Genomic DNA, 18,493 nt, shown 5'->3' on the forward strand with positions numbered 1-18,493 from the left:
TCTGCACGCTTCTCCCTACTACCACCAGAACGGTATTTGGCTGGTTTAAATTAATATATCATTTGGCTTGGATTTGGCCACTGAAAAGTTGTTCAGGGATAGCCCTTGCCCGCCAACCCATCACCACTTACCGAAGCGTTGACGTTCCCTGTTCCCACTCAGCCTGATAAATCAGTGCACAGTGGCCTTCGAGAACAGGTTAATCACCGCAACACCGGTGATGATCAGCGCCATACCAATCACACTGGCAGCGTCCAGCGTTTGCCCGTAAATCAGCCAGCCGATAAACGTCACCAACACAATACCCAGCCCCGCCCAGATGGCATAGGCCAGGCCCACCGGGATTTCCTTCAGTGTGATCGAGAGGAAGTAAAAGGCAATGGCATAGCCTGCAATCACCAGCAGGCTGGGCCAGAGTCTGGTGAACCCTTCACTGGCTTTCAGCCCGCTGGTTGCCACCACTTCTGCAACAATGGCAATGCCAAGAAATAACCAACTTTTCACTGTGAATCTCCCGTACCGCACGAAATTGGGAAGCAGACCATACCAGCCCTTATCGCCGCCTGACAGGGTGGCTATCAAAAAGCAGAAGCGCCCGGGCCGGTGGCTTAGCCTGCAAACATCAACTACGCTTTTCCATGTGTAATGAAGAAAGCCGCCAATACGTTTGGATAACGCGCTGATACCTGTCATCGTTCTATCTGTGTACCCAATAGCCCGCCCCTGGCTATCCCGGCGGACTTTTAATCGATATGGCCTATGCAGTACTACACTTCCTACGAGGGAGGATCGGAGGACTTGCTCATGCCTGTACATTCTTCATTTCATAACGAAGGAAAACATTCAACAGCCTTCGGAGGGACCGAAAATCTTAGTGACATCTTCAAGTCCTTTTTTAAGATTGAGGTCGCCACCACCGAGGAAATGATCAATAAAGTCTTTGAAGTCCGGTACCAGGTTTACTGTATTGACAGACCCTTTGAAGACCCAGATCAATTTCCCAACAACAGGGAACATGATGCTTACGATTCGGGCTCGGCTCATGCCCTGATCCGGCACCGTAGAACCGGAGATAGCGTCGCAGTTGTTCGACTCGTTCTGGCGGGCTATCACCCGGAGCAGTCAGACTTCCCAATGGAAGAGCCCTGCATCCACAGAATGAGCGAGCAAGCCCAGGACACGATCGCGGAGACGCCCCGGCAACACATGGCCGAGATTTCCAGAATGGCGGTATGTAGGGAATTTCGCCGGCGCCTTAACGAACAGGGATCACCCGCAGGTGTTACAGATCAGACTACCTACGCCGATGCCGAGAGCGGCAAACGCGCCATGCCCTATATCAGTCTGGGCCTGTTCGCCGCTATCCTGCGGATGTCAGTCAAACACAATGTCACGCACTGGATGGCAATAATGGAGCCGACTCAATTGCGTCTGTTAAAGCGTTTTGGCGTGGAGTTTGATCACGTTGGACCGGTAATCGAGTATCACGGCCTTCGCAGGCCCGCCTTCACCGAAGCGGCGTCTCTGATCAATGGCATTCTCCGGCGCCGCCCGGATGTCTGGGACTTGATCACCGAATCAGGTCGCTATTTGCCTCCCATACCCCTCAACCGGCGAACGACGGCTCCCCGTCGGTAAATTCAGCGTGCTTCCACGCCCCCAGATCATTGATCCGGGGTGAGGGTAACGGCTAGGGCCCGCCCACACTGGGCCTCTTGGCCCGGGTCGCGAACGGCTTCCGAAATCAAATACCAGCAGTGCCAGGCTGGTGGCTCCAATTCATTCGCCGCCACTTATTGTGCGGCCAGTAGTCGGATTGCGCTGGCGGCCGCTGCGGTCCGGTTTTCGACGCCCAGCTTACGGAACACCTGCTCCAGGTGTTTGTTCACGGTGCGCGGGCTCATGTCCAGAATCTGTCCGATTTCCCGGTTGGTCTTGCCATTGGCAATCCAAAATAGCACGTCGGATTCCCGCAAGGTCAAATGGAATCGTTCCTTGAGCGCAGCGGCGGCGCTGTTCTGAGTCTGCGGGGTTTTCAGCCGCAGCAGGTATTCCCGGCCGTCCACTAACGCCAGAAATTCCACCGAGCGCGGCGTGTCCATGATTCGCAGCGGCATGTTGTGTCCCGGCTCCAGGTTATGGCTGAGCCACTCCTCCAGCCGGGATTTCACTGCCGGGAACTCAGGGTGGGTGGTGTCAGGCAGGCTTCGGCAAACATGGGGCGTGCCCCATAGCAGGTTGCCTTCCCGATCTACGGCAAACAGATTCTGGCCTGCGGTATCCAGGGCGCTGCGAGCGCTCCTGGTCATCCGTGCATTGGCAAGGTGAACGTCCATGCGCGCCAGCAGTTCCGTGGTATTGATGGGTTTGTTGACGTAGTCCACGCCACCGGCGTTCAGGCCCATCACCACGTGTTCAGTGTCGCTCAGGCCCGTCATGAAGATGATGGGGATATCGGCAAACGCCGGATTTTCCTTGAGCCGACGGCAGGTTTCAAAGCCATCCATATGGGGCATGAGCGCGTCCATGAGCACGACGTCCGGGGTGATATTCCGGCTGATGGTGAGCGCCTGGTTGCCTTCAAGTGCTACCAGCACGGTCATGCCGGCTTCTTCCAACGCATCGTTGATCATTCGAATGGAGTCGACCGCGTCATCCACGACCATCACAACAGTCTTCTGGTCATCATGAAGCTTCATGTTCAGCTACCTCGAGTAATACAAGAATTTTCTCAAACTGAAAATCGTTGGTGAGCTGGGTCAGCTCGTCGGTAAAGCATTCGTGCGCTTCGCTTCGGTGCTTCAGCTCGTGCAGCGCTTCCAGCAATCCCTTGCGGTGGCCGATGCGGGCAAGCTCTGCCAGGGTCTGCCGGTGCACTATCTCGGGCAGTGGAAGCTCGCCTGTTTCGGGTACCGGAATGGCCGCCAGCGGCTCGGCACTTTTCTCAAATCGCCACTCCAGGTCCAGCAGCGAGGCGATGGTGTCGAGCAGGAGGTTCAGGCGCACGGGTTTAATGATGTAGCCATCGTGCTGGCGGGCTGAATCCACGGGATGATGGCCTTCGTTGGCATCGGCGGACACCATCACCACGGGCATTGTATGCTTGTCCGCCCGCAGTTGTTGCAGCACTTCCCAACCGGTATGGCCGGGCATGGAGACGTCCAGCAGAACCAGGTCCGGAGATTCGCTCTCGACGGTTTTCTGAACCTCAAGGGCATTGCCGATGTCGACGATCTCAAATCCGAGTGGGGACAACATGGCCCGTAGGACCTGGCGATGGGAGATGTCGTCATCCACGAGCAGGATCTTTCGCCGGATACCCTCGTAGCCGTAGATCCGGCGCGCCGGTACCGTGATGCCACGGGGCATGGCGCTGTGCAGGCTGGACAACATGAGGCTGACCTTGAAGGTGCTGCCCTGGCCGGGCTCGCTATCCACACTGATATCGCCGCCCATGATTTCCGTCAGTAGTCGGGTGATGGTCAGGCCCAGGCCGGTACCCACGCGACTCTGTCCCGGCAGACGGATACGCTCGAAGGGCCGGAAAATTCGTTCGATGTTTTCCTCGGCGATGCCTTCGCCTGTGTCCCGTACGGTAAATTCGGCGACCTGGCTGCGGTAACGCAGAGTCAGGGATACCCCACCCCGATCAGTGTATTTGATAGCGTTCGAGAGAAGATTGATGAGAATCTGGCGCAAACGTTTTTCATCCGTGGTCACCAAGTCCGGCAGCGGATTCGGGCAGTGGTAGTTAAAGGCCAGCCCCTTCTCTTCAGCCTGCAGCCGGAACATGGTGACCAGTTGTTCCATCAGTAATCCGATGCGTACCTGATCCCGATGCAGGTCCAGCCGGCCGGCTTCGATCTTGGAGATGTCCAGCAACCCTTCAATCAGGTCGGCCAGGTATTCGCCGCTGCGGCGGATCACCCCCACGGCCTCCTTGCGGTGGTTGGGTATCGACTCATCGTTTTCCATGAGCTGGGCATAACCCAGAATCGCGTTCAGCGGAGACCGGAGTTCGTGACTGATGCCTGTCAGGTATCGGCTTTTCGCACCATTGGCAGCTTCAGCCTGCTCCTTGGCCTTTTGCAGAGCCTGGTCTGTCCGCTCGTGAGCGACAATTTCTTCCACCAGCAGTCGGGTTTGCCGCCCGGATTCTTCCTCCGCGACCACGCGGCTTTCGTGGGCCAGCACAAACAGCCAGCAGATCACGCCGGTCACGATCAGGAGGATAAAGAACACTTTCCACAGGGTAACCGACAGCAGCAGGGCCTCGGGCGCCGAGGCCACTGGTGTCTTGGAATGTATCAGCCACAGCAGCAGACCTGACACGCCGTTAATCAGGAACAGGAGCGTCAGGAAGTGACCAAGGCGGGAGTGAAGTCGGCTCAATACAGACTGGGGCATCAGCTTGCTGAGAAACTGCTGCAGTTGTTCCTGATAACCGGCGCCGGGCTTGCACACGTCGCCGCAGCGGGCATCCAGGGAACAGCACAGGGAACAGATGGTGCCGTCGTAAGCCGGGCAGGTGGTCACATCTTCCGGTTCGAATTTGTGCTCACAAATCGTGCATTGCACCAGTTGGTGGTCCGTTGCCAGGGGCACGAAGGGCCGGGCAGTATAAAACCGGCCCTGGGTCTTCCAGGCAATCAGCGGCGCGGTTACCAGTGCTACCGCCAGGGCGATGAAGTGGGACAGAGCCTGGGCAACGTCACCAAGCACGCCGGTGTGGCACACGATACCCACCACTGACGCGGCGAGCATGGCACCAACGCCTACCGGGTTGATGTCGTAAAGATGAGCCCGTTTGAACTCTATGTGCCGGGGGCTGAGCCCGAGCGGCTTGTTGATGACCAGGTCGGCCACCAGCGCGCCGACCCAGGCGATGGCAATAATGCCGTAAAACCCGAGGGTTTCCTCCAGCGCCCGATAGACTCCCAGTTCCATCACCAACAGGGCAATCGCGACGTTGAAGAACAGCCAGACCACGCGCCCGGGGTGGCTGTGGGTCAGGCGCGAGAAGAAGTTGGACCAGGCGATAGAGCCGGCATAGGCGTTGGTGACGTTGATCTTGAGCTGGCACAGAATGACAAAAATACCGGCCATCGCCATGGAGATTTCCGGGGAGTGGGTGATGTAGCTGAACGCCACCAGATACATCTGGGTCGGATCCGCCGCTTCTGCGGCCGAGATGCCCTGATTAAGGGCCAACACGGCCAAAAAGGAGCCGGCCAGAATCTTCAGCATGCCAATCACGATCCAGCCGGGCCCGCCGGACATGACGGCCAGCCACCACCGGCGCTTTTCCGCCCGGTTCTGGGGTTCCGGAATAAAACGCAGAAAATCGACCTGCTCGCCAATTTGGGCAATCAGCGAGAACACCACCGCGGCGGCGGCACCAAACATCACCACATTGAGGCCCTGGCCGGCGTTCACACCCAGACCGTCAAACTGAGTCCAGTCACTGATGGAGGAGGCATCGGCGTAGATGATGAACACAAAGGGGGCCAGCTGCAGCAGAATCCACACCGGCTGGGTCCAGACCTGGAACCGGCTGATGGTAGTAATGCCGTGAGTGACCAGGGGAATGATCACCACCGCGCAGATCAGGTAGCCGAGCACCAGGGGTATATCGAACAGCATCTCCAGGGCCATGGCCATGATCGCCGCCTCAATGGCGAAGAAGATGAAGGTGAACGACGCGTAGATCAGCGAGGTAATGGTGGAGCCGATGTAGCCGAAGCCAGCGCCGCGGGTCAGCAGATCAATATCGACACCGTAGCGGGCGGCGTAGTAGCTGATCGGGATGGCGGTCAGGAAGATCACCAGGCTGACCATCAGAATCGCCGCTACGGCGTTGTCGAAGCCGTAGTGCAGGGTAATGGACCCGCCAATGGCCTCCATGGCGAGAAACGAGATAGAGCCCAAAGCGGTGTTGCTGACCCGTGCCGCCGACCAGCGCCGGGCGCTCTTGGCGGTAAAGCGCAGGGCATAGTCTTCCAGCGTCTGGTTGGCGACCCATTGGTTGTAACTGCGCCGAACCCGGAAAATATTTTGTCGTGCGGCCATCGTTGCCTTGCCTGTATTACCTGGGGCGTCGCCCGGTTTTGGTGCGGTTCTATGGTTTGGCGCACCGGAAATGAAGGCCTCATCAAGTTCCGTGCCATTGCTCGGTGCGCCGGGAAATGCGGTCACATTTATTTCGTGTACCTGCGTTTTAGCCTGTGTGGCCTGGGACCGGAATGCGTCAAATGACGTAGGGCGCTGGGGTGAATGCCGAATGGGCACCCATGAGGGGTCCGAGCAGAATGTTTGACGTGGGCGCTGTGCTTTCGGAAGGAAGCGCGGTACCGGCTTTCAAACACTGCGAGGATTCACCATGGATACGACAGATATAGCCGCCAGCGGGCGGTCGTTCAGCAAGGGATTAGGGTTTCGAAAGAGCCTGATGACACTGGCGGCGTCCGTCATGCTGGCCACGTCCGCGCAAGCGGCTACGCCGAGCACGGATGAGGTCAACACTACCGGACTGGCGGTCACTGATGACACCGTCACGGTCGGCATCCTGCACTCCATTACCGGCACAATGGCGATCAGTGAGATCGGTTCGGTGCAGGCGGAAAAACTCGCCATTGATCAGATCAACGCTTCCGGCGGCGTGCTCGGCCGCCAGATTGACTTTGTCCAGGAAGACGGCGCCAGTGACTGGCCAACGTTTGCGGAAAAGTCCCGCAAGCTGCTGCGCCAGGACAACGTCGCCGCCATTTTCGGTGCCTGGACTTCAGCGTCCCGTAAAGCGGTACTGCCGGTCATGGAGCAGTACAACGGTATGCTTTACTACCCGACCTTCTATGAGGGCCTTGAGCAGTCTCCGAACGTGGTTTACACCGGCCAGGAAGCGACTCAGCAGATCCTTGCCAGTCTGAACTGGGCTGCCGAAACCAAGGGTGCGAAAAGCTTCTATCTGCTCGGATCGGACTATATCTGGCCGCGTACCTCCAACAAGATCGCCCGCAAGCATATCGAGGATAAGCTCGGCCTCAAGGTTTCCGGTGAGGAGTACTACCCGCTGGGCCACACTCAGTTCAACTCGGTCATCAACAAGATCAAGCTGAAGAAGCCGGACGTGATCTTTGCCTCAGTAGTCGGCGGCTCCAACGTGGCCTTCTACAAGCAGATGAAAGCGGCCGGTATCGACTTCACCGACGAAAAGCCATTGCTGCTGACTATCTCCGTTACCGAGGACGAAATCCGCGGTATCGGTGGTGAGAACGTAGACGGCATCTACGCCTCGATGAAGTACTTCCAGAGCCTGGACAACGCCAACAACGAGGAATTTGTAGCGGCTTTCAAAGAAGCCTACGGCGATGACATGGTGATCGGCGACGTTACCCAGGCGGCTTACCTCGGCCCCTGGTTGTGGAAAGCAGCGGTTGAAAAAGCCGGCTCCTTCGATATCGACAAGATCCGCGAAGAGTTCGCAGGCATCGAGTTCAAGAAAGCACCAGAAGGCTACGTGCGCATCCACGAGAACCATCACCTGTGGTCCAAGACCCGTATCGGCCAGGCTCAGACTGACGGCCAGTACAAGGTGGTCTTCGAGACCGAAGAACTGATGGAACCCGATCCTTTCCCGGAAGGTTACCAGTAAGGCCGGATAGCCGGTGCCTTCGGGCGCCGGCATCCATCGGCGCTACAACGCGAAGCATGTTGGTTTGAACGGGAGATAGGGTCATGTTTGATGGCTACACCAGCAGTGAATTGATGTCGATATTTGCCATGCAGGGGTTTGCCGGGCTCTCCCTGTTTTCAGTGTTCGTACTGATGGCCCTGGGCCTGACGATCATCTTCGGGCAGATGGGTGTGATCAATATGGCCCACGGGGAGTTCATGATCCTCGGCGCCTACACAACCTACCTGACCTCCGGGTTTTTCCAGTCGTACCTGCCGGGGCTTTTTGGCGGGTATTTCTTTATTGCCATGATCCTGGCCTTCCTGGTCTGCGCTGCATTAGGGGCGCTCGTGGAGTGGCTCATGATACGGCACCTCTATCACCGACCTCTCGATACCCTGCTGGCGACCTGGGGTCTGAGCCTGATCATGCAGCAGGCTTACCGCTCCATCTTTGGCGCCCGGGAAGTGGGTGTCGACCTGCCGCAATGGATGCTGGGCGCATTCAATGTGACCGATCTGGTGCAATTACCGATTAACGGCCTGTTCGTAATGATCATCGCGCTATCTATTGCTGTGGGGCTCTACCTGCTCATGTATCGCTCCGGCTATGGCAGGAAAGTGCGTGCTGTGGTGCAGAACCGCCCCATGGCCGAAGCCGTGGGTATCAACAGTGCCGGTATCGACCGGGCCACCTTTGCCCTCGGGTGTGGTATCGCCGGTGTTGCGGGCGCTGCGTTCACCATGATCGGATCAACGGGGCCCTCATCCGGCCAGGCGTACATCGTTGATACCTTCCTGGTGGTGGTGTTTGGCGGCGCGCAAAGCCTGATTGGCACCATCGTGTCTGCCTTCGGCATCTCCCAGGCCCAGTCCACCATGGAGTTTTTCCTCAGTGGTTCCATGGCCAAGGTACTCACCCTGCTGGTCGTCATTGGCATTCTGATGCTTCGTCCGGAAGGACTCATGGCCCTCAAGGTCCGTCGCTAGGAGATTGTGATGAAAACTTCATCCCCATTGAAATGGTTCGCCTCCCGTGAGGGGCTGTATTACCTGGGACTGGCGGCGCTGCTGGTCATCATACTGCCGCTGATACTGGATCCGTTCCGCCTGAATATGGTGGGCAAGTACCTGACCTACGCCTTCGTCGCGATTGGGCTGGTGATGTGCTGGGGTAAGGCCGGCATCCTCAGCCTGGGGCAGGGCGTGTTCTTTGGCCTCGGTGGCTACTGCATGGCGATGTTCCTGAAACTGGAAGCTTCCACACCGGAAGCTACCGCTATCCAGTCGACCCCCGGTATCCCGGACTTTATGGACTGGAACCAGCTCACCGAGCTGCCCTGGTTCTGGGAACCGTTCCACAGCTTCTCATTCACCCTGTTGGCGGTGATCGGTGTGCCGGTGTTGCTGGCCTTCGTGATCGGACTTGCCATGTTCACCCGCCGGGTGGGTGGCGTGTACTTCGCCATCATCACCCAGGCCATCGCCGCCGTCCTGACCATCCTGATCATCGGGCAGCAGGGCTTCACCGGTGGCGTAAACGGCATTACCGACCTGCAGACACTGAAGGGCTGGGACATTCGAACCGACGAAGCCCGGAACATCCTTTACTTCGTCTGCGTCGGCATGCTGTTCCTGGTCCTGTTTGTGGCGCGCTTTGTCCAGAACAGCAAACTGGGCCGCATCCTGGTGGCCATGAACGCCCAGGAAACCCGGGTGCGTTTCTCCGGCTATGACGTTGCCGCGTTCAAGATCTTCGTGTTCTGCCTGGCCGCGGCTTTTGCCGGTGTCGGTGGTGCCATGTTCACGCTGATCGTGGGTTTCATGTCGCCGTCGTTCATCGGCATCGTCGCTTCCATTGAGATGGTCATCTTCTGCGCCCTGGGTGGCCGGTTGTCCATCCTGGGTGCGGTCTACGGAGCGCTGCTGGTCAATGCCGCCAAGAGCGGGTTTTCGGAATCCTTCCCGGAACTCTGGCCATTCGCCATGGGCGCACTTTTCATTGGCGTGGTACTGGCTTTCCCGAATGGTATGGCCGGTCTTTACCAGACCTATGTCATGCCTCTGGAAGACAAGATCTTCAGGCGGAACAAGGCTAAAGCCACAGCTGCGCCCAAACCTGAAGCCACCAGGCCGACGGCTGACAAAACTGATGATTACGATCCGATAATCGATCGCTACAGCCCGGAGAAATCATGATGAATGCAGCCAAGAGCAAAAAAGGGGATTTTCTGCTGGCGGTTGAGGGACTGACGGTTTCATTCGATGGCTTTAAGGCTGTCGATGACCTGTCCTTCTACCTCGACCCCAAGGAAATCCGGGTGATCATCGGCCCCAACGGTGCGGGCAAGACTACTGTGCTGGACCTGATCTGTGGCAAGACCAAAGCCACCGCTGGGTCCATCAAGTTTGCGGGTAAGGAGCTGACGAAACTGAAGGAACACCAGATCGTTCACTCAGGCGTGGGTCGGAAATTCCAGACCCCCTCGGTGTTTGAGGACCTGACCGTGTTCGAGAACCTGGAGCTGTCTTTCCCCAGGGGCCACAGCGTGATGGGGGCGCTGGCCTTCAACCGGGATCCGGCCGTCCTCGCTGCGGTTGAGGAAGTGGCGGAGACCATCTTCCTGACGGATGTGCTGAACGAATCGGCCGCTTCGCTCAGCCACGGCCAGAAGCAATGGCTGGAGATTGGCATGCTGCTGATCCAGAAGCCGGATTTGCTGATGCTGGACGAGCCGGTGGCCGGTATGTCGGTCACGGAGCGGAAGAAAACCGCCGAACTGCTCAAGGTGATCACCAAGGACCATACGGTGCTGGTTATTGAGCATGACATGCAGTTTGTCGGCGACATCGCCGACCGGGTCACCGTCATGCATCAGGGCAAGGTTTTATCGGAAGGGTCCATCGAGCACGTGAAATCTGACCCGAAAGTCGTCGAAGTCTACCTGGGGCACTGATCATGCTGAGCATAAAACATCATTCGGTGGCCTATGGCCAAAGCACCATCATCGATGACCTTAACCTGGATGTGGAGAAAAACGAGATTGTCGCCGTGGTGGGCCGTAACGGCATGGGCAAGACCACGCTGATGAAATCCCTGGTGGGGATGACGCCGACGAGGGGCGGAGAAGTCAGCCTCGACGGCACCAATATCTCCAACTTGAAGAGTTTCCAGCGGGTGCGTGCCGGGATCGGCTTTGTGCCCCAGGGGCGGATGATTTTTCCCACCCTGACGGTGCGGGAAAACATCGAGACGGCCCTGGCGGCGGTGGGCGAGAAGAAGGTGCCTGAGGATCTGTACGAGCTGTTCCCGGTGCTCAAGGAAATGCAGAACCGGCGCGGCGGCAACCTGTCTGGCGGCCAGCAGCAACAGCTGGCGATCGCCCGGGCCCTGGCCACCCGGCCCAAGGTGCTGCTGCTGGACGAACCGACCGAAGGCATCCAGCCCAACATCATCAAGGAGATCGCCAAGACGTTGCGGAAAATTCGTGATGAGCGCGGGCTGTCGATTGTGGTGTCGGAGCAGGTGCTGAGCTTTGTGATGGACGCGGCGGACCGGATTCTGGTGATTGAGAAGGGCGCTATCGTCCACGAAGAAAGCCGGGCCGACGCGGACCAGGACAAGATTGCCAGTTATCTGGCGGTGTGACCGATTGAGCAATCAGGAGACGAACAATGAGACACGGTGATATTTCCAGCAGTAACGACACCGTCGGCGTGGCGGTGGTGAACTACAAGATGCCCCGGCTGCACACCAAGGCCGAGGTGCTGGACAACGCCCGCAAGATTGCGGACATGATCAAGGGTATGAAGGTGGGCCTGCCGGGGATGGACCTGGTGGTGTTCCCGGAATACAGCACCATGGGCATCATGTATGACAACGACGAGATGATGGAAACCGCCGCCACGGTACCCGGCGACGAAACCGCCATCTTCTCCGCCGCCTGCCGCGAGGCCAATACCTGGGGCATCTTCTCGCTGACCGGTGAACGCCACGAGGATCATCCCAACAAGGCGCCTTACAACACCCTGATTCTTATTAACAACGAGGGTGAAATCGTTCAGAAGTACCGCAAGTGTGTGCCCTGGTGCCCGATTGAGGGCTGGTATCCCGGTGATACCACCTACGTGACCGAAGGCCCCAAGGGCATGAAGATCAGCCTGATCATCTGCGACGACGGCAACTACCCGGAAATCTGGCGGGACTGCGCCATGAAGGGCGCCGAGCTGATCGTGCGCTGCCAGGGTTATATGTACCCGGCCAAGGAGCAGCAGGTGATGATGTCCAAAAGCATGGCCTGGGCCAACAACTGCTATGTGGCGGTGGCCAACGCCTCGGGCTTTGATGGCGTGTATTCCTATTTCGGCCACTCCGCGATCATTGGTTTTGATGGCCGTACCCTCGGCGAATGCGGGGAGGAAGACATGGGCATTCAGTACGCCCAGCTGTCGGTGAGCCAGATCCGCGACGCCCGCAAAAACGACCAGTCCCAGAACCACCTGTTCAAGCTGCTGCACCGTGGCTACACCGGTGTTCATGCCTCTGGTGATGGTGACAAGGGCGTGGCTGACTGCCCGTTCGAGTTCTATCGCACCTGGGTGATGGACGCCCAGAAGGCGCAGGAGAATGTGGAGGCCATGACCCGCACCACCGTGGGTACCGCCGAATGCCCGGTGGGCGACTTGCCTGTTGAGGGCAAGGAAAAATCCGCAGGGGCTTAAGCCCGGGAGGCGTTCATGCCGTTTATCAACGAACGGCTGGAAGCCAACCGGGAATCCATTGAAAAGGACCGGGCCGCCTCAGGCCCGGTTCGTGCTTCCCGGTTCCGCTTCGAGCCCGAAGCCGTGATGGCCCGCCTGCGGGACAAAATCGTTGGCCAGAATGAGGCCCTCGCGGCCATGGAATCCATGCTGGTGCGGGTGAAAGCCGACATCGGCGAAGAAAACCGGCCGCTGGCGGTGCACCTGTTCCTTGGCCCCACCGGGGTGGGTAAGACCGAAACCGTACGGCTGATCGCCGAAGCCATCCACGGCAACCGCGATGGCTTGTGCCGCATCGACATGAACACCCTGGCCCAGGAGCATTACGCCGCCGCGCTGACCGGCGCACCGCCGGGCTATGTCGGCAGCAAGGAAGGCCACAGCCTGTTCGATCTGGACAAGGTACAGGGCTCGTTCAGCAAGCCCGGCATTGTGCTGTTTGATGAAATTGAAAAGGCCAGCAAGGAAGTGGTCCGCACCCTGCTGAACGTGCTGGATACCGGCCGGCTGGTGTTCCCCTCCGGCAATCGGGAGATCGACTTCCGCAACACCCTGATCTTCATGACCAGCAACGCCGGAGCGCTGGATGCCGAGGCGCACGAACAGACTTACCAAAGCGGCTGGCGCCGCTGGCTCGGCTTCTCGCCAGGAAAGGGCGGGGCCATAAGGGATAGCGCTCTTCGCCGGCATTTCGACCCGGAATTCCTCAACCGAATTGACCAGATCCTCACCTTCAACCGCCTCACCGACAACTGGCTGGAGGCGTTGCTGGATATCGAGCTGGCGGGCCTCAACCGCCGGTTGTCGAAAAAGCACGCCGAGTTGTCTTTGTCGCCCGAACTGCGTGAGGAGCTGCGCCGTGGCTACGACGCCCGCTATGGCGCCCGGGAAATGCTGAGGGCCTTCCGTCAGCGCCTGGAGCCGGCGGTAGCAAAGGCGCTGCTGGCGTATCCGGACTGCCACCGGTTTGAGGCTGGCGTGAAGGGCAGAGAGGTGACCGTGCACCAATACGTCGAATGACGTAGGTACCGGGGGTATTTCGCGAATACTCCCCCGGGGCCGGATTTCGGATAGTGAAGCTGTTACCTAAACCTGTAAGCCAATAATACCAAGGAGCCTCCGTTATGGCTGAAACCATTATCAAGATCGATCTGAACAAGTCGGCCTATGAGAACGACAAAATCCACAACCGCTGGCACCCGGATATCCCTCTGGTGGCTACCGTTAAGCCCGGCGATGACTTCATCGTGGAGTGCTACGACTGGACCGGCGGACAGATCAAGAACGACGACAACGCCGACGACGTGCGTGATGTGGATCTCAGCCAGGTGCACTTCCTGTCTGGCCCGATTGGTGTGGAAGGCGCGGAGCCCGGCGATCTGCTGGAAGTGGACATCCTCGACATCGGCACCTTCGAAGAGAGCCAGTGGGGCTTTAACGGTTTCTTCTCCAAGCAGAACGGCGGTGGCTTCCTGACCGAACACTTCCCGGAAGCCCAGAAGAGCATCTGGGACTTCAACGGCATGTTCACCAAATCCCGCCACATTCCGAACGTGGAATTTGCCGGCCTGATTCATCCGGGCCTGATCGGCTGCCTGCCGTCCAAAGAGTTGCTGGACACCTGGAACAAGCGTGAGGCCGGACTGGTCGCCACCGACCCGGAGCGGGTGCCGGAACTGGCAACCCTGCCGGATGGTTCGACCGCTCACATGGGTAAGATGACCGGTGATGCCGCCAAAGCCGCAGGCGCGGAAGCGGCCCGTACCGTTCCGCCCCGTGAGCACGGCGGTAACTGTGATATCAAAGACCTTTCCCGTGGCTCCAAGGTCTACTTTCCGGTTTACGTGGATGGTGCCGGCCTCTCGGTTGGTGACCTTCACTTCAGCCAGGGCGACGGTGAAATTACCTTCTGTGGCGCCATCGAAATGGCCGGCTGGATTCACCTGCGGGTTAACCTGATCAAGGATGGCGTGAAGAAGTACGGCATCAAGAACCCGGTGTTCAAGCCCAGCCCGATCAAGCCCCGTTACGACGACTACGTGATCTTCGAAGGCATCTCGGTCGACGAAGACGGCGGCCAGCATTACCTGGACGTGCACGTGGCGTATCGCCAGGCCTGTCTGAACGCTATCGAATACATGACCAAGTTCGGTTACACCAAGGCCCAGGCCTACGCGATTCTCGGCTGTGCTCCGGTGGAAGGCCACATCAGCGGCGTGGTGGATATCCCGAACGCCTGCGCCACGCTCTGGCTGCCAACGGGCATCTTCGACTTCGACATCAACCCGTCCGCCGACGGACCGAAGAAAATGGTCAGTGGGGGCATGGACGTACCGCTCTCGAAAGACAAGGAGTAATCGCTATGCCTGTGTATGACTACAAGTGCCGTGAGCATGGACTGTTCAACACACTGGCAACCATGGAAGACAGTGCCAAGCCGGTGGCATGCCCCACTTGCAAGACGTTGTCGCCCAGAGTGATTGTGTTGCCACCGGAAATTGCAGTCATGGACTCCAGCAAACGGGCTGGGCTGGACAGGAACGAACAATCCCGGCATGAACCAGTATTTTCCACCGCCGAACGCCGGGCGAATGACAAGGAGCACAGCCGAAGTTGTGGCTGTGGCCAACCCAAACCCGGCAAGTCGATGCTGTTTTACACCGCCGACGGGAAGAAAATGTTCCCGTCTATGCGACCCTGGATGATCAGTCACTGATCTCAGGTTTTAACACTGTCACGTGTTTGCCCCCATACACTGGGGGCTTTTTTTTGCCTGTGGGGAAGGTATTCCAAGGCGTTTCGTCTCTGGCTCCGTTTATTGCCTTCCGAAAGGTCCATTCCTATACTCGCTTAGCGGGTCGCTGCCTGATCAGCGCAACCATCCGTCTAACTCCAATAAAAAAGGGAAAACCTCATGTTGAAACGTTGCACATTTCTGGCTGCTGCGGCCGCTACGCTCCTGTTCAGTGCTACCTCTCATGCCCAGTACAAGGATGAATACACCGTCTCCACCGTCCTCCCGTCTGCTTTTCCCTGGGGGCAGGCTGCCGACAAATGGGTGGAATTGGTGAAAGAGCGCTCTGACGGGCGCATCAACATGAAGATCTACAGCAACTCCCAGTTGGTCTCAGGCGATCAGACCAAGGAGTTTTCAGCCATGCGTTCCGGGCTGATTGATATGGCGGTCGGCTCCACCATCAACTGGTCGCCGCAGGTGCCTGAACTGAACCTGTTCTCCCTGCCTTTCCTGATGCCGGATTATGACGCCATTGATGCGATCACCCAGGGTGAGGCCGGTGAAGCCGTCTTCGCGGCCATCAAGAAACGCGGTGTCACTCCGCTGGCCTGGGGCGAGAATGGCTTCCGTGAACTGTCCAATTCCAAGCTGACCATCGAGGAGCCGGCTGATCTGGACGGCCTGAAGATCCGCGTGGTCGGCTCGCCGCTGTTCCAGGATACCTTCACGGCCCTGGGCGCCAACCCGACCCAGATGAGCTGGGCCGATGCCAAGCCGGCACTGACCACCGGTGCCGTCGATGGCCAGGAAAACCCGCTGTCGGTCTTCGATGTGGCGCGTATCGACCAGGTTGGCCAGAAGTACCTGACCCGCTGGCACTATATGGCGGACCCGCTGGTGTTCGCAGTCAGCAACAGCATCTGGGACCAGTTCAGCGCGGAAGATCAGGAATTGCTGAAACAGGCGGCGGTCGATGCCGGGCAGTGGGAAATCGAAAAATCCCGTAGCGAAATTGATGAGACCCTGGCCGCCATCAAGGACCGGGGCGTGGAAGTTACCGAGCTGACAGATGAACAACGCGACGCTTTCGTAAAAGCCACCCAGTCCGTTTATGGAGAATGGACTCCGCGCATTGGCGAGGATCTGGTCAAGCAGGCACAGGAAGCGGTTGCCAACCGTAACCAGTAACAGCGACCTGCCCAGGCGCCTGCCGCCACCGGCGGGCGCTTTTTCCGAACCGGAGTCTCCATGCCGTCCCGTCCTCCCAAGTTCCGGCCCGACGCCTGGCTGGCCACCATCGCCCTGGTTGCGATCTGCCTGATCAGTCTGGGTAATGTGATCGTTCGCTACGCGACCGATGCTTCGTTTGCCTTTACCGAAGAGTTCTCGGTGTTCTTTCTGGTGATACTCACCTTCGGGGGGGCGGCGGTGGCCGCGCGCCACAACCAGCACATCCGCATCGAACTGATCGAGCACTACCTGCCAGCTTGGGCCCGAAGGATGGTATTTGTGCTGCAATGGCTGGGCGGCGTTACGGTCCTGGGCATCATGACCTGGTACGGCAGCACCTTTGCCATGCAGGAATATCAGTGGGAATCACTGTCTCCGGGGCTGGGGCTGCCTAACTGGATCTATGTGATCTGGCTGCCGCTGTTGTCCGTTGCCATCATCATTCGCATGACTCAGAACCTCATCGACCGCCTGCGTGGCAAGGAAGATCCGGAGGTGATCCATGAGTCCTGATCTGCTGATGATCGGCAGCTTCCTGCTGGCACTGATGCTGGGGATGCCGGTGGCGATTGCCCTCGGCCTGGGGGGAGTGGTGGGTATCGTGGCCGGCCTGCCGCCAACCATGCTGGGCACCTTCGGTACCAACACCTATAACAGTGTGGCCAAGTACCCGCTGATTGCGATTCCCCTGTTTATTCTCACTGGCCTGATATTCGAGCGCGCGGGTGTCGCCGCCAGTCTGGTGCGCTTTGCCCAGGCAATTATTGGCCCCCGGCACGGCGGCCTGACCGTGGTCGCGGTGCTGGTGTGCCTGATCATGGGTGGCATGAGCGGTTCTGGGCCTGCCGATGCGGCCGCTGTCGCGATGGTGATGCTGCCGAGCATGCGCAAAGCCGGCTACCCCCAGCCGTTTTCGGCGTCACTCATTGCCGCCTCGTCCTCTACAGCGATCCTGATTCCGCCCTCCATTGCACTGATTCTCTATTCCATCGTGGTGCCCGGCGTAGATCTGCGAGCTCTGTTTGCCGCGGGAATTTTTCCGGGCATCCTTGCGGGCGTGTCCCTGCTGGCGCCAGCGTTATACTTTGCCAAAAAATACCGTTGGGAAGACCCGGAAGCGGTCGAGCGACCGCCGTTCTGGCCCAGTTTCAAGGCAGCCCTGCCAGCCCTGTTTGCGCCGGTGATCATTCTCGGAGGGCTCCGTTCGGGTCTCTTCACTCCGACTGAGGCTGCGGTGGTTGCTGTCGCCTACGGGGTGCTCGTCGGTTGCGTGCTTTATCGCAATCTCAGCATCCGCAATCTCTGGAGCCTGATGACGGAAGCCGCCGTTACCTCCGGCGTGGTCATGTTCATTATCGCGCTGGCGGGTATTTTTGCCTGGGCGGGCACCACCCTTGGAACCTTCCAACACCTGGCCGATGCTTTGCTATCCCTCTCCGAAAATGGCTGGGTGTTGCTGGGGCTGGTGATGGTGCTGGTTCTGATCGCCGGCATGCTGCTGGATGCGATCTCCATCTACCTGATCCTGATCCCGATCGTGCTGCCGCTGATGAATCATTTTGGCTGGAACCCGATCTGGTTCGGCATCCTGCTGGCTATGAACATCGCCATCGGCCAGTTCACGCCGCCGGTGGCCGTTAACCTGATGGTCACCACCCGGATTGCCAACATCCGCCTGGAGCACACCATAGGCTGGGCGATGGTCTTTGTCGCCGCCATGGCGGTCAGCCTGGTGCTGGTAATGCTGGTGCCGGGCATCGCGCTCTGGTTACCGGACAAGCTTGGTTATGTGGTGGGGCCATGGTAGCCGGGTAGAGGGCTATTGGTGATAGTGAGAATCTAATTTCGTTGTTATTTTCAACAATTTTTTCCTATTTCAGATATGATGAAAGAAGGCGAGCAAGCCTAACTTTAACCCGGAGAACATCATGAGCAAGAAACCCATAAAAGATACAGTAACTACCGCCTCAATTGAGGAGCAAACTGCTGAATTTCTGAAGTCCGGCGGATCTGTTGAATATGTGGTCAAGGGTAAAAGCGGACACATCGCTACTGCAGGTTCTAAGCAGATTAATCTGAAAGGTAGCTGATCAG

At 58.4% G+C, this 18,493-nt stretch carries 17 protein-coding genes; 14 read left to right on the forward strand and 3 right to left on the reverse strand.

Annotation, left to right across the window (positions count from 1 at the left end):
- Positions 1-171: 171 nt before the first annotated feature.
- Positions 172-504 (reverse strand): DMT family transporter, encoded by a 333-nt coding sequence (locus tag FDP08_RS17770; RefSeq protein ID WP_137437625.1) that lies wholly within the window; start codon positions 502-504, stop codon positions 172-174.
- Between the two features lie 300 nt (positions 505-804).
- On the opposite strand from FDP08_RS17770, the gene FDP08_RS17775 reads away from it, so the two are divergent.
- The gene (locus FDP08_RS17775; protein WP_137437626.1) at positions 805-1,638 is read left to right on the forward strand and encodes a PEP-CTERM/exosortase system-associated acyltransferase; all 834 of its coding nucleotides are present in this window, start codon (positions 805-807) and stop codon (positions 1,636-1,638) included.
- 155 nt (positions 1,639-1,793) lie between these two features.
- Here FDP08_RS17775 and FDP08_RS17780 read toward each other — a convergent pair whose 3' ends face one another.
- Together FDP08_RS17780 and FDP08_RS17785 are read right to left on the reverse strand one after the other, a co-directional pair.
- Positions 1,794-2,699: a response regulator transcription factor gene (locus FDP08_RS17780; RefSeq protein WP_137437627.1), complete on the reverse strand. Its 906-nt coding sequence runs from the start codon at positions 2,697-2,699 to the stop codon at positions 1,794-1,796.
- Positions 2,686-6,069, reverse strand: coding sequence for a hybrid sensor histidine kinase/response regulator (locus FDP08_RS17785; RefSeq protein ID WP_137437628.1), 3,384 nt, complete (start codon positions 6,067-6,069; stop codon positions 2,686-2,688). The genes FDP08_RS17780 and FDP08_RS17785 overlap by 14 nt, the downstream gene beginning before the upstream one ends.
- 310 nt (positions 6,070-6,379) lie before the next feature.
- Between FDP08_RS17785 and urtA the strand changes: the two genes are divergently transcribed.
- From urtA to FDP08_RS20350, 13 genes are all read left to right on the forward strand, one after another.
- Complete coding sequence (gene urtA / locus FDP08_RS17790) at positions 6,380-7,651, forward strand: urea ABC transporter substrate-binding protein (protein WP_137437629.1); 1,272 nt, start codon at positions 6,380-6,382, stop codon at positions 7,649-7,651.
- A gap of 83 nt (positions 7,652-7,734) precedes the next feature.
- On the forward strand, positions 7,735-8,661 hold the full coding sequence (gene urtB / locus FDP08_RS17795; RefSeq protein WP_137437630.1) for an urea ABC transporter permease subunit UrtB: 927 nt from the start codon (positions 7,735-7,737) through the stop codon (positions 8,659-8,661).
- Positions 8,662-8,670: 9 nt separating this feature from the next.
- On the forward strand, positions 8,671-9,870 hold the full coding sequence (urtC, locus tag FDP08_RS17800) for an urea ABC transporter permease subunit UrtC (RefSeq protein WP_137437631.1): 1,200 nt from the start codon (positions 8,671-8,673) through the stop codon (positions 9,868-9,870).
- Positions 9,870-10,628, forward strand: a complete 759-nt coding sequence (gene urtD, locus FDP08_RS17805; RefSeq protein ID WP_170979104.1) for an urea ABC transporter ATP-binding protein UrtD — start codon at positions 9,870-9,872, stop codon at positions 10,626-10,628. Before urtC ends, urtD begins: the two co-directional genes overlap by 1 nt.
- 2 nt (positions 10,629-10,630) lie before the next feature.
- Positions 10,631-11,320, forward strand: a complete 690-nt coding sequence (gene urtE / locus FDP08_RS17810) for an urea ABC transporter ATP-binding subunit UrtE (RefSeq protein WP_137437633.1) — start codon at positions 10,631-10,633, stop codon at positions 11,318-11,320.
- A 26-nt stretch (positions 11,321-11,346) separates the two neighbouring features.
- Positions 11,347-12,393 (forward strand): aliphatic amidase, encoded by a 1,047-nt coding sequence (locus tag FDP08_RS17815; protein ID WP_137437634.1) that lies wholly within the window; start codon positions 11,347-11,349, stop codon positions 12,391-12,393.
- A 15-nt stretch (positions 12,394-12,408) separates the two neighbouring features.
- The gene (locus tag FDP08_RS17820; protein WP_137437635.1) at positions 12,409-13,452 is read left to right on the forward strand and encodes an AAA family ATPase; all 1,044 of its coding nucleotides are present in this window, start codon (positions 12,409-12,411) and stop codon (positions 13,450-13,452) included.
- Positions 13,453-13,556: 104 nt separating this feature from the next.
- Positions 13,557-14,789: a formamidase gene (gene fmdA, locus FDP08_RS17825; RefSeq protein ID WP_137437636.1), complete on the forward strand. Its 1,233-nt coding sequence runs from the start codon at positions 13,557-13,559 to the stop codon at positions 14,787-14,789.
- A gap of 5 nt (positions 14,790-14,794) precedes the next feature.
- Complete coding sequence (locus FDP08_RS17830) at positions 14,795-15,148, forward strand: zinc ribbon domain-containing protein (RefSeq protein ID WP_137437637.1); 354 nt, start codon at positions 14,795-14,797, stop codon at positions 15,146-15,148.
- 198 nt (positions 15,149-15,346) lie between these two features.
- Positions 15,347-16,357, forward strand: coding sequence for a DctP family TRAP transporter solute-binding subunit (locus tag FDP08_RS17835; protein WP_137437638.1), 1,011 nt, complete (start codon positions 15,347-15,349; stop codon positions 16,355-16,357).
- A 60-nt stretch (positions 16,358-16,417) separates the two neighbouring features.
- The gene (locus FDP08_RS17840) at positions 16,418-16,912 is read left to right on the forward strand and encodes a TRAP transporter small permease (protein WP_137437639.1); all 495 of its coding nucleotides are present in this window, start codon (positions 16,418-16,420) and stop codon (positions 16,910-16,912) included.
- Positions 16,902-18,206 (forward strand): TRAP transporter large permease, encoded by a 1,305-nt coding sequence (locus FDP08_RS17845; protein WP_137437640.1) that lies wholly within the window; start codon positions 16,902-16,904, stop codon positions 18,204-18,206. The genes FDP08_RS17840 and FDP08_RS17845 overlap by 11 nt, the downstream gene beginning before the upstream one ends.
- Positions 18,207-18,327: 121 nt before the next feature.
- On the forward strand, positions 18,328-18,489 hold the full coding sequence (locus tag FDP08_RS20350) for a hypothetical protein (RefSeq protein WP_170979093.1): 162 nt from the start codon (positions 18,328-18,330) through the stop codon (positions 18,487-18,489).
- Positions 18,490-18,493 lie beyond the last annotated feature (4 nt).

The sequence above is a fragment of the Marinobacter panjinensis genome (assembly GCF_005298175.1).
Lineage (GTDB): Bacteria > Pseudomonadota > Gammaproteobacteria > Pseudomonadales > Oleiphilaceae > Marinobacter > Marinobacter panjinensis.

Bases quoted from the DNA above. Each gene is read 5' to 3' on its own strand.
- FDP08_RS17775 (WP_137437626.1), top strand. From the start codon at position 805: ATGCCTGTACATTCTTCATTTCATAACGAAGGAAAACATTCAACAGCC.
- FDP08_RS17780 (WP_137437627.1), bottom strand. From the start codon at position 2,699: ATGAAGCTTCATGATGACCAGAAGACTGTTGTGATGGTCGTGGATGAC.
- FDP08_RS17785 (WP_137437628.1), bottom strand. From the start codon at position 6,069: ATGGCCGCACGACAAAATATTTTCCGGGTTCGGCGCAGTTACAACCAA.
- urtA (WP_137437629.1), top strand. From the start codon at position 6,380: ATGGATACGACAGATATAGCCGCCAGCGGGCGGTCGTTCAGCAAGGGA.
- urtB (WP_137437630.1), top strand. From the start codon at position 7,735: ATGTTTGATGGCTACACCAGCAGTGAATTGATGTCGATATTTGCCATG.
- urtC (WP_137437631.1), top strand. From the start codon at position 8,671: ATGAAAACTTCATCCCCATTGAAATGGTTCGCCTCCCGTGAGGGGCTG.
- urtD (WP_170979104.1), top strand. From the start codon at position 9,870: ATGAATGCAGCCAAGAGCAAAAAAGGGGATTTTCTGCTGGCGGTTGAG.
- urtE (WP_137437633.1), top strand. From the start codon at position 10,631: ATGCTGAGCATAAAACATCATTCGGTGGCCTATGGCCAAAGCACCATC.
- FDP08_RS17815 (WP_137437634.1), top strand. From the start codon at position 11,347: ATGAGACACGGTGATATTTCCAGCAGTAACGACACCGTCGGCGTGGCG.
- FDP08_RS17820 (WP_137437635.1), top strand. From the start codon at position 12,409: ATGCCGTTTATCAACGAACGGCTGGAAGCCAACCGGGAATCCATTGAA.
- fmdA (WP_137437636.1), top strand. From the start codon at position 13,557: ATGGCTGAAACCATTATCAAGATCGATCTGAACAAGTCGGCCTATGAG.
- FDP08_RS17830 (WP_137437637.1), top strand. From the start codon at position 14,795: ATGCCTGTGTATGACTACAAGTGCCGTGAGCATGGACTGTTCAACACA.
- FDP08_RS17835 (WP_137437638.1), top strand. From the start codon at position 15,347: ATGTTGAAACGTTGCACATTTCTGGCTGCTGCGGCCGCTACGCTCCTG.
- FDP08_RS17840 (WP_137437639.1), top strand. From the start codon at position 16,418: ATGCCGTCCCGTCCTCCCAAGTTCCGGCCCGACGCCTGGCTGGCCACC.
- FDP08_RS17845 (WP_137437640.1), top strand. From the start codon at position 16,902: ATGAGTCCTGATCTGCTGATGATCGGCAGCTTCCTGCTGGCACTGATG.
- FDP08_RS20350 (WP_170979093.1), top strand. From the start codon at position 18,328: ATGAGCAAGAAACCCATAAAAGATACAGTAACTACCGCCTCAATTGAG.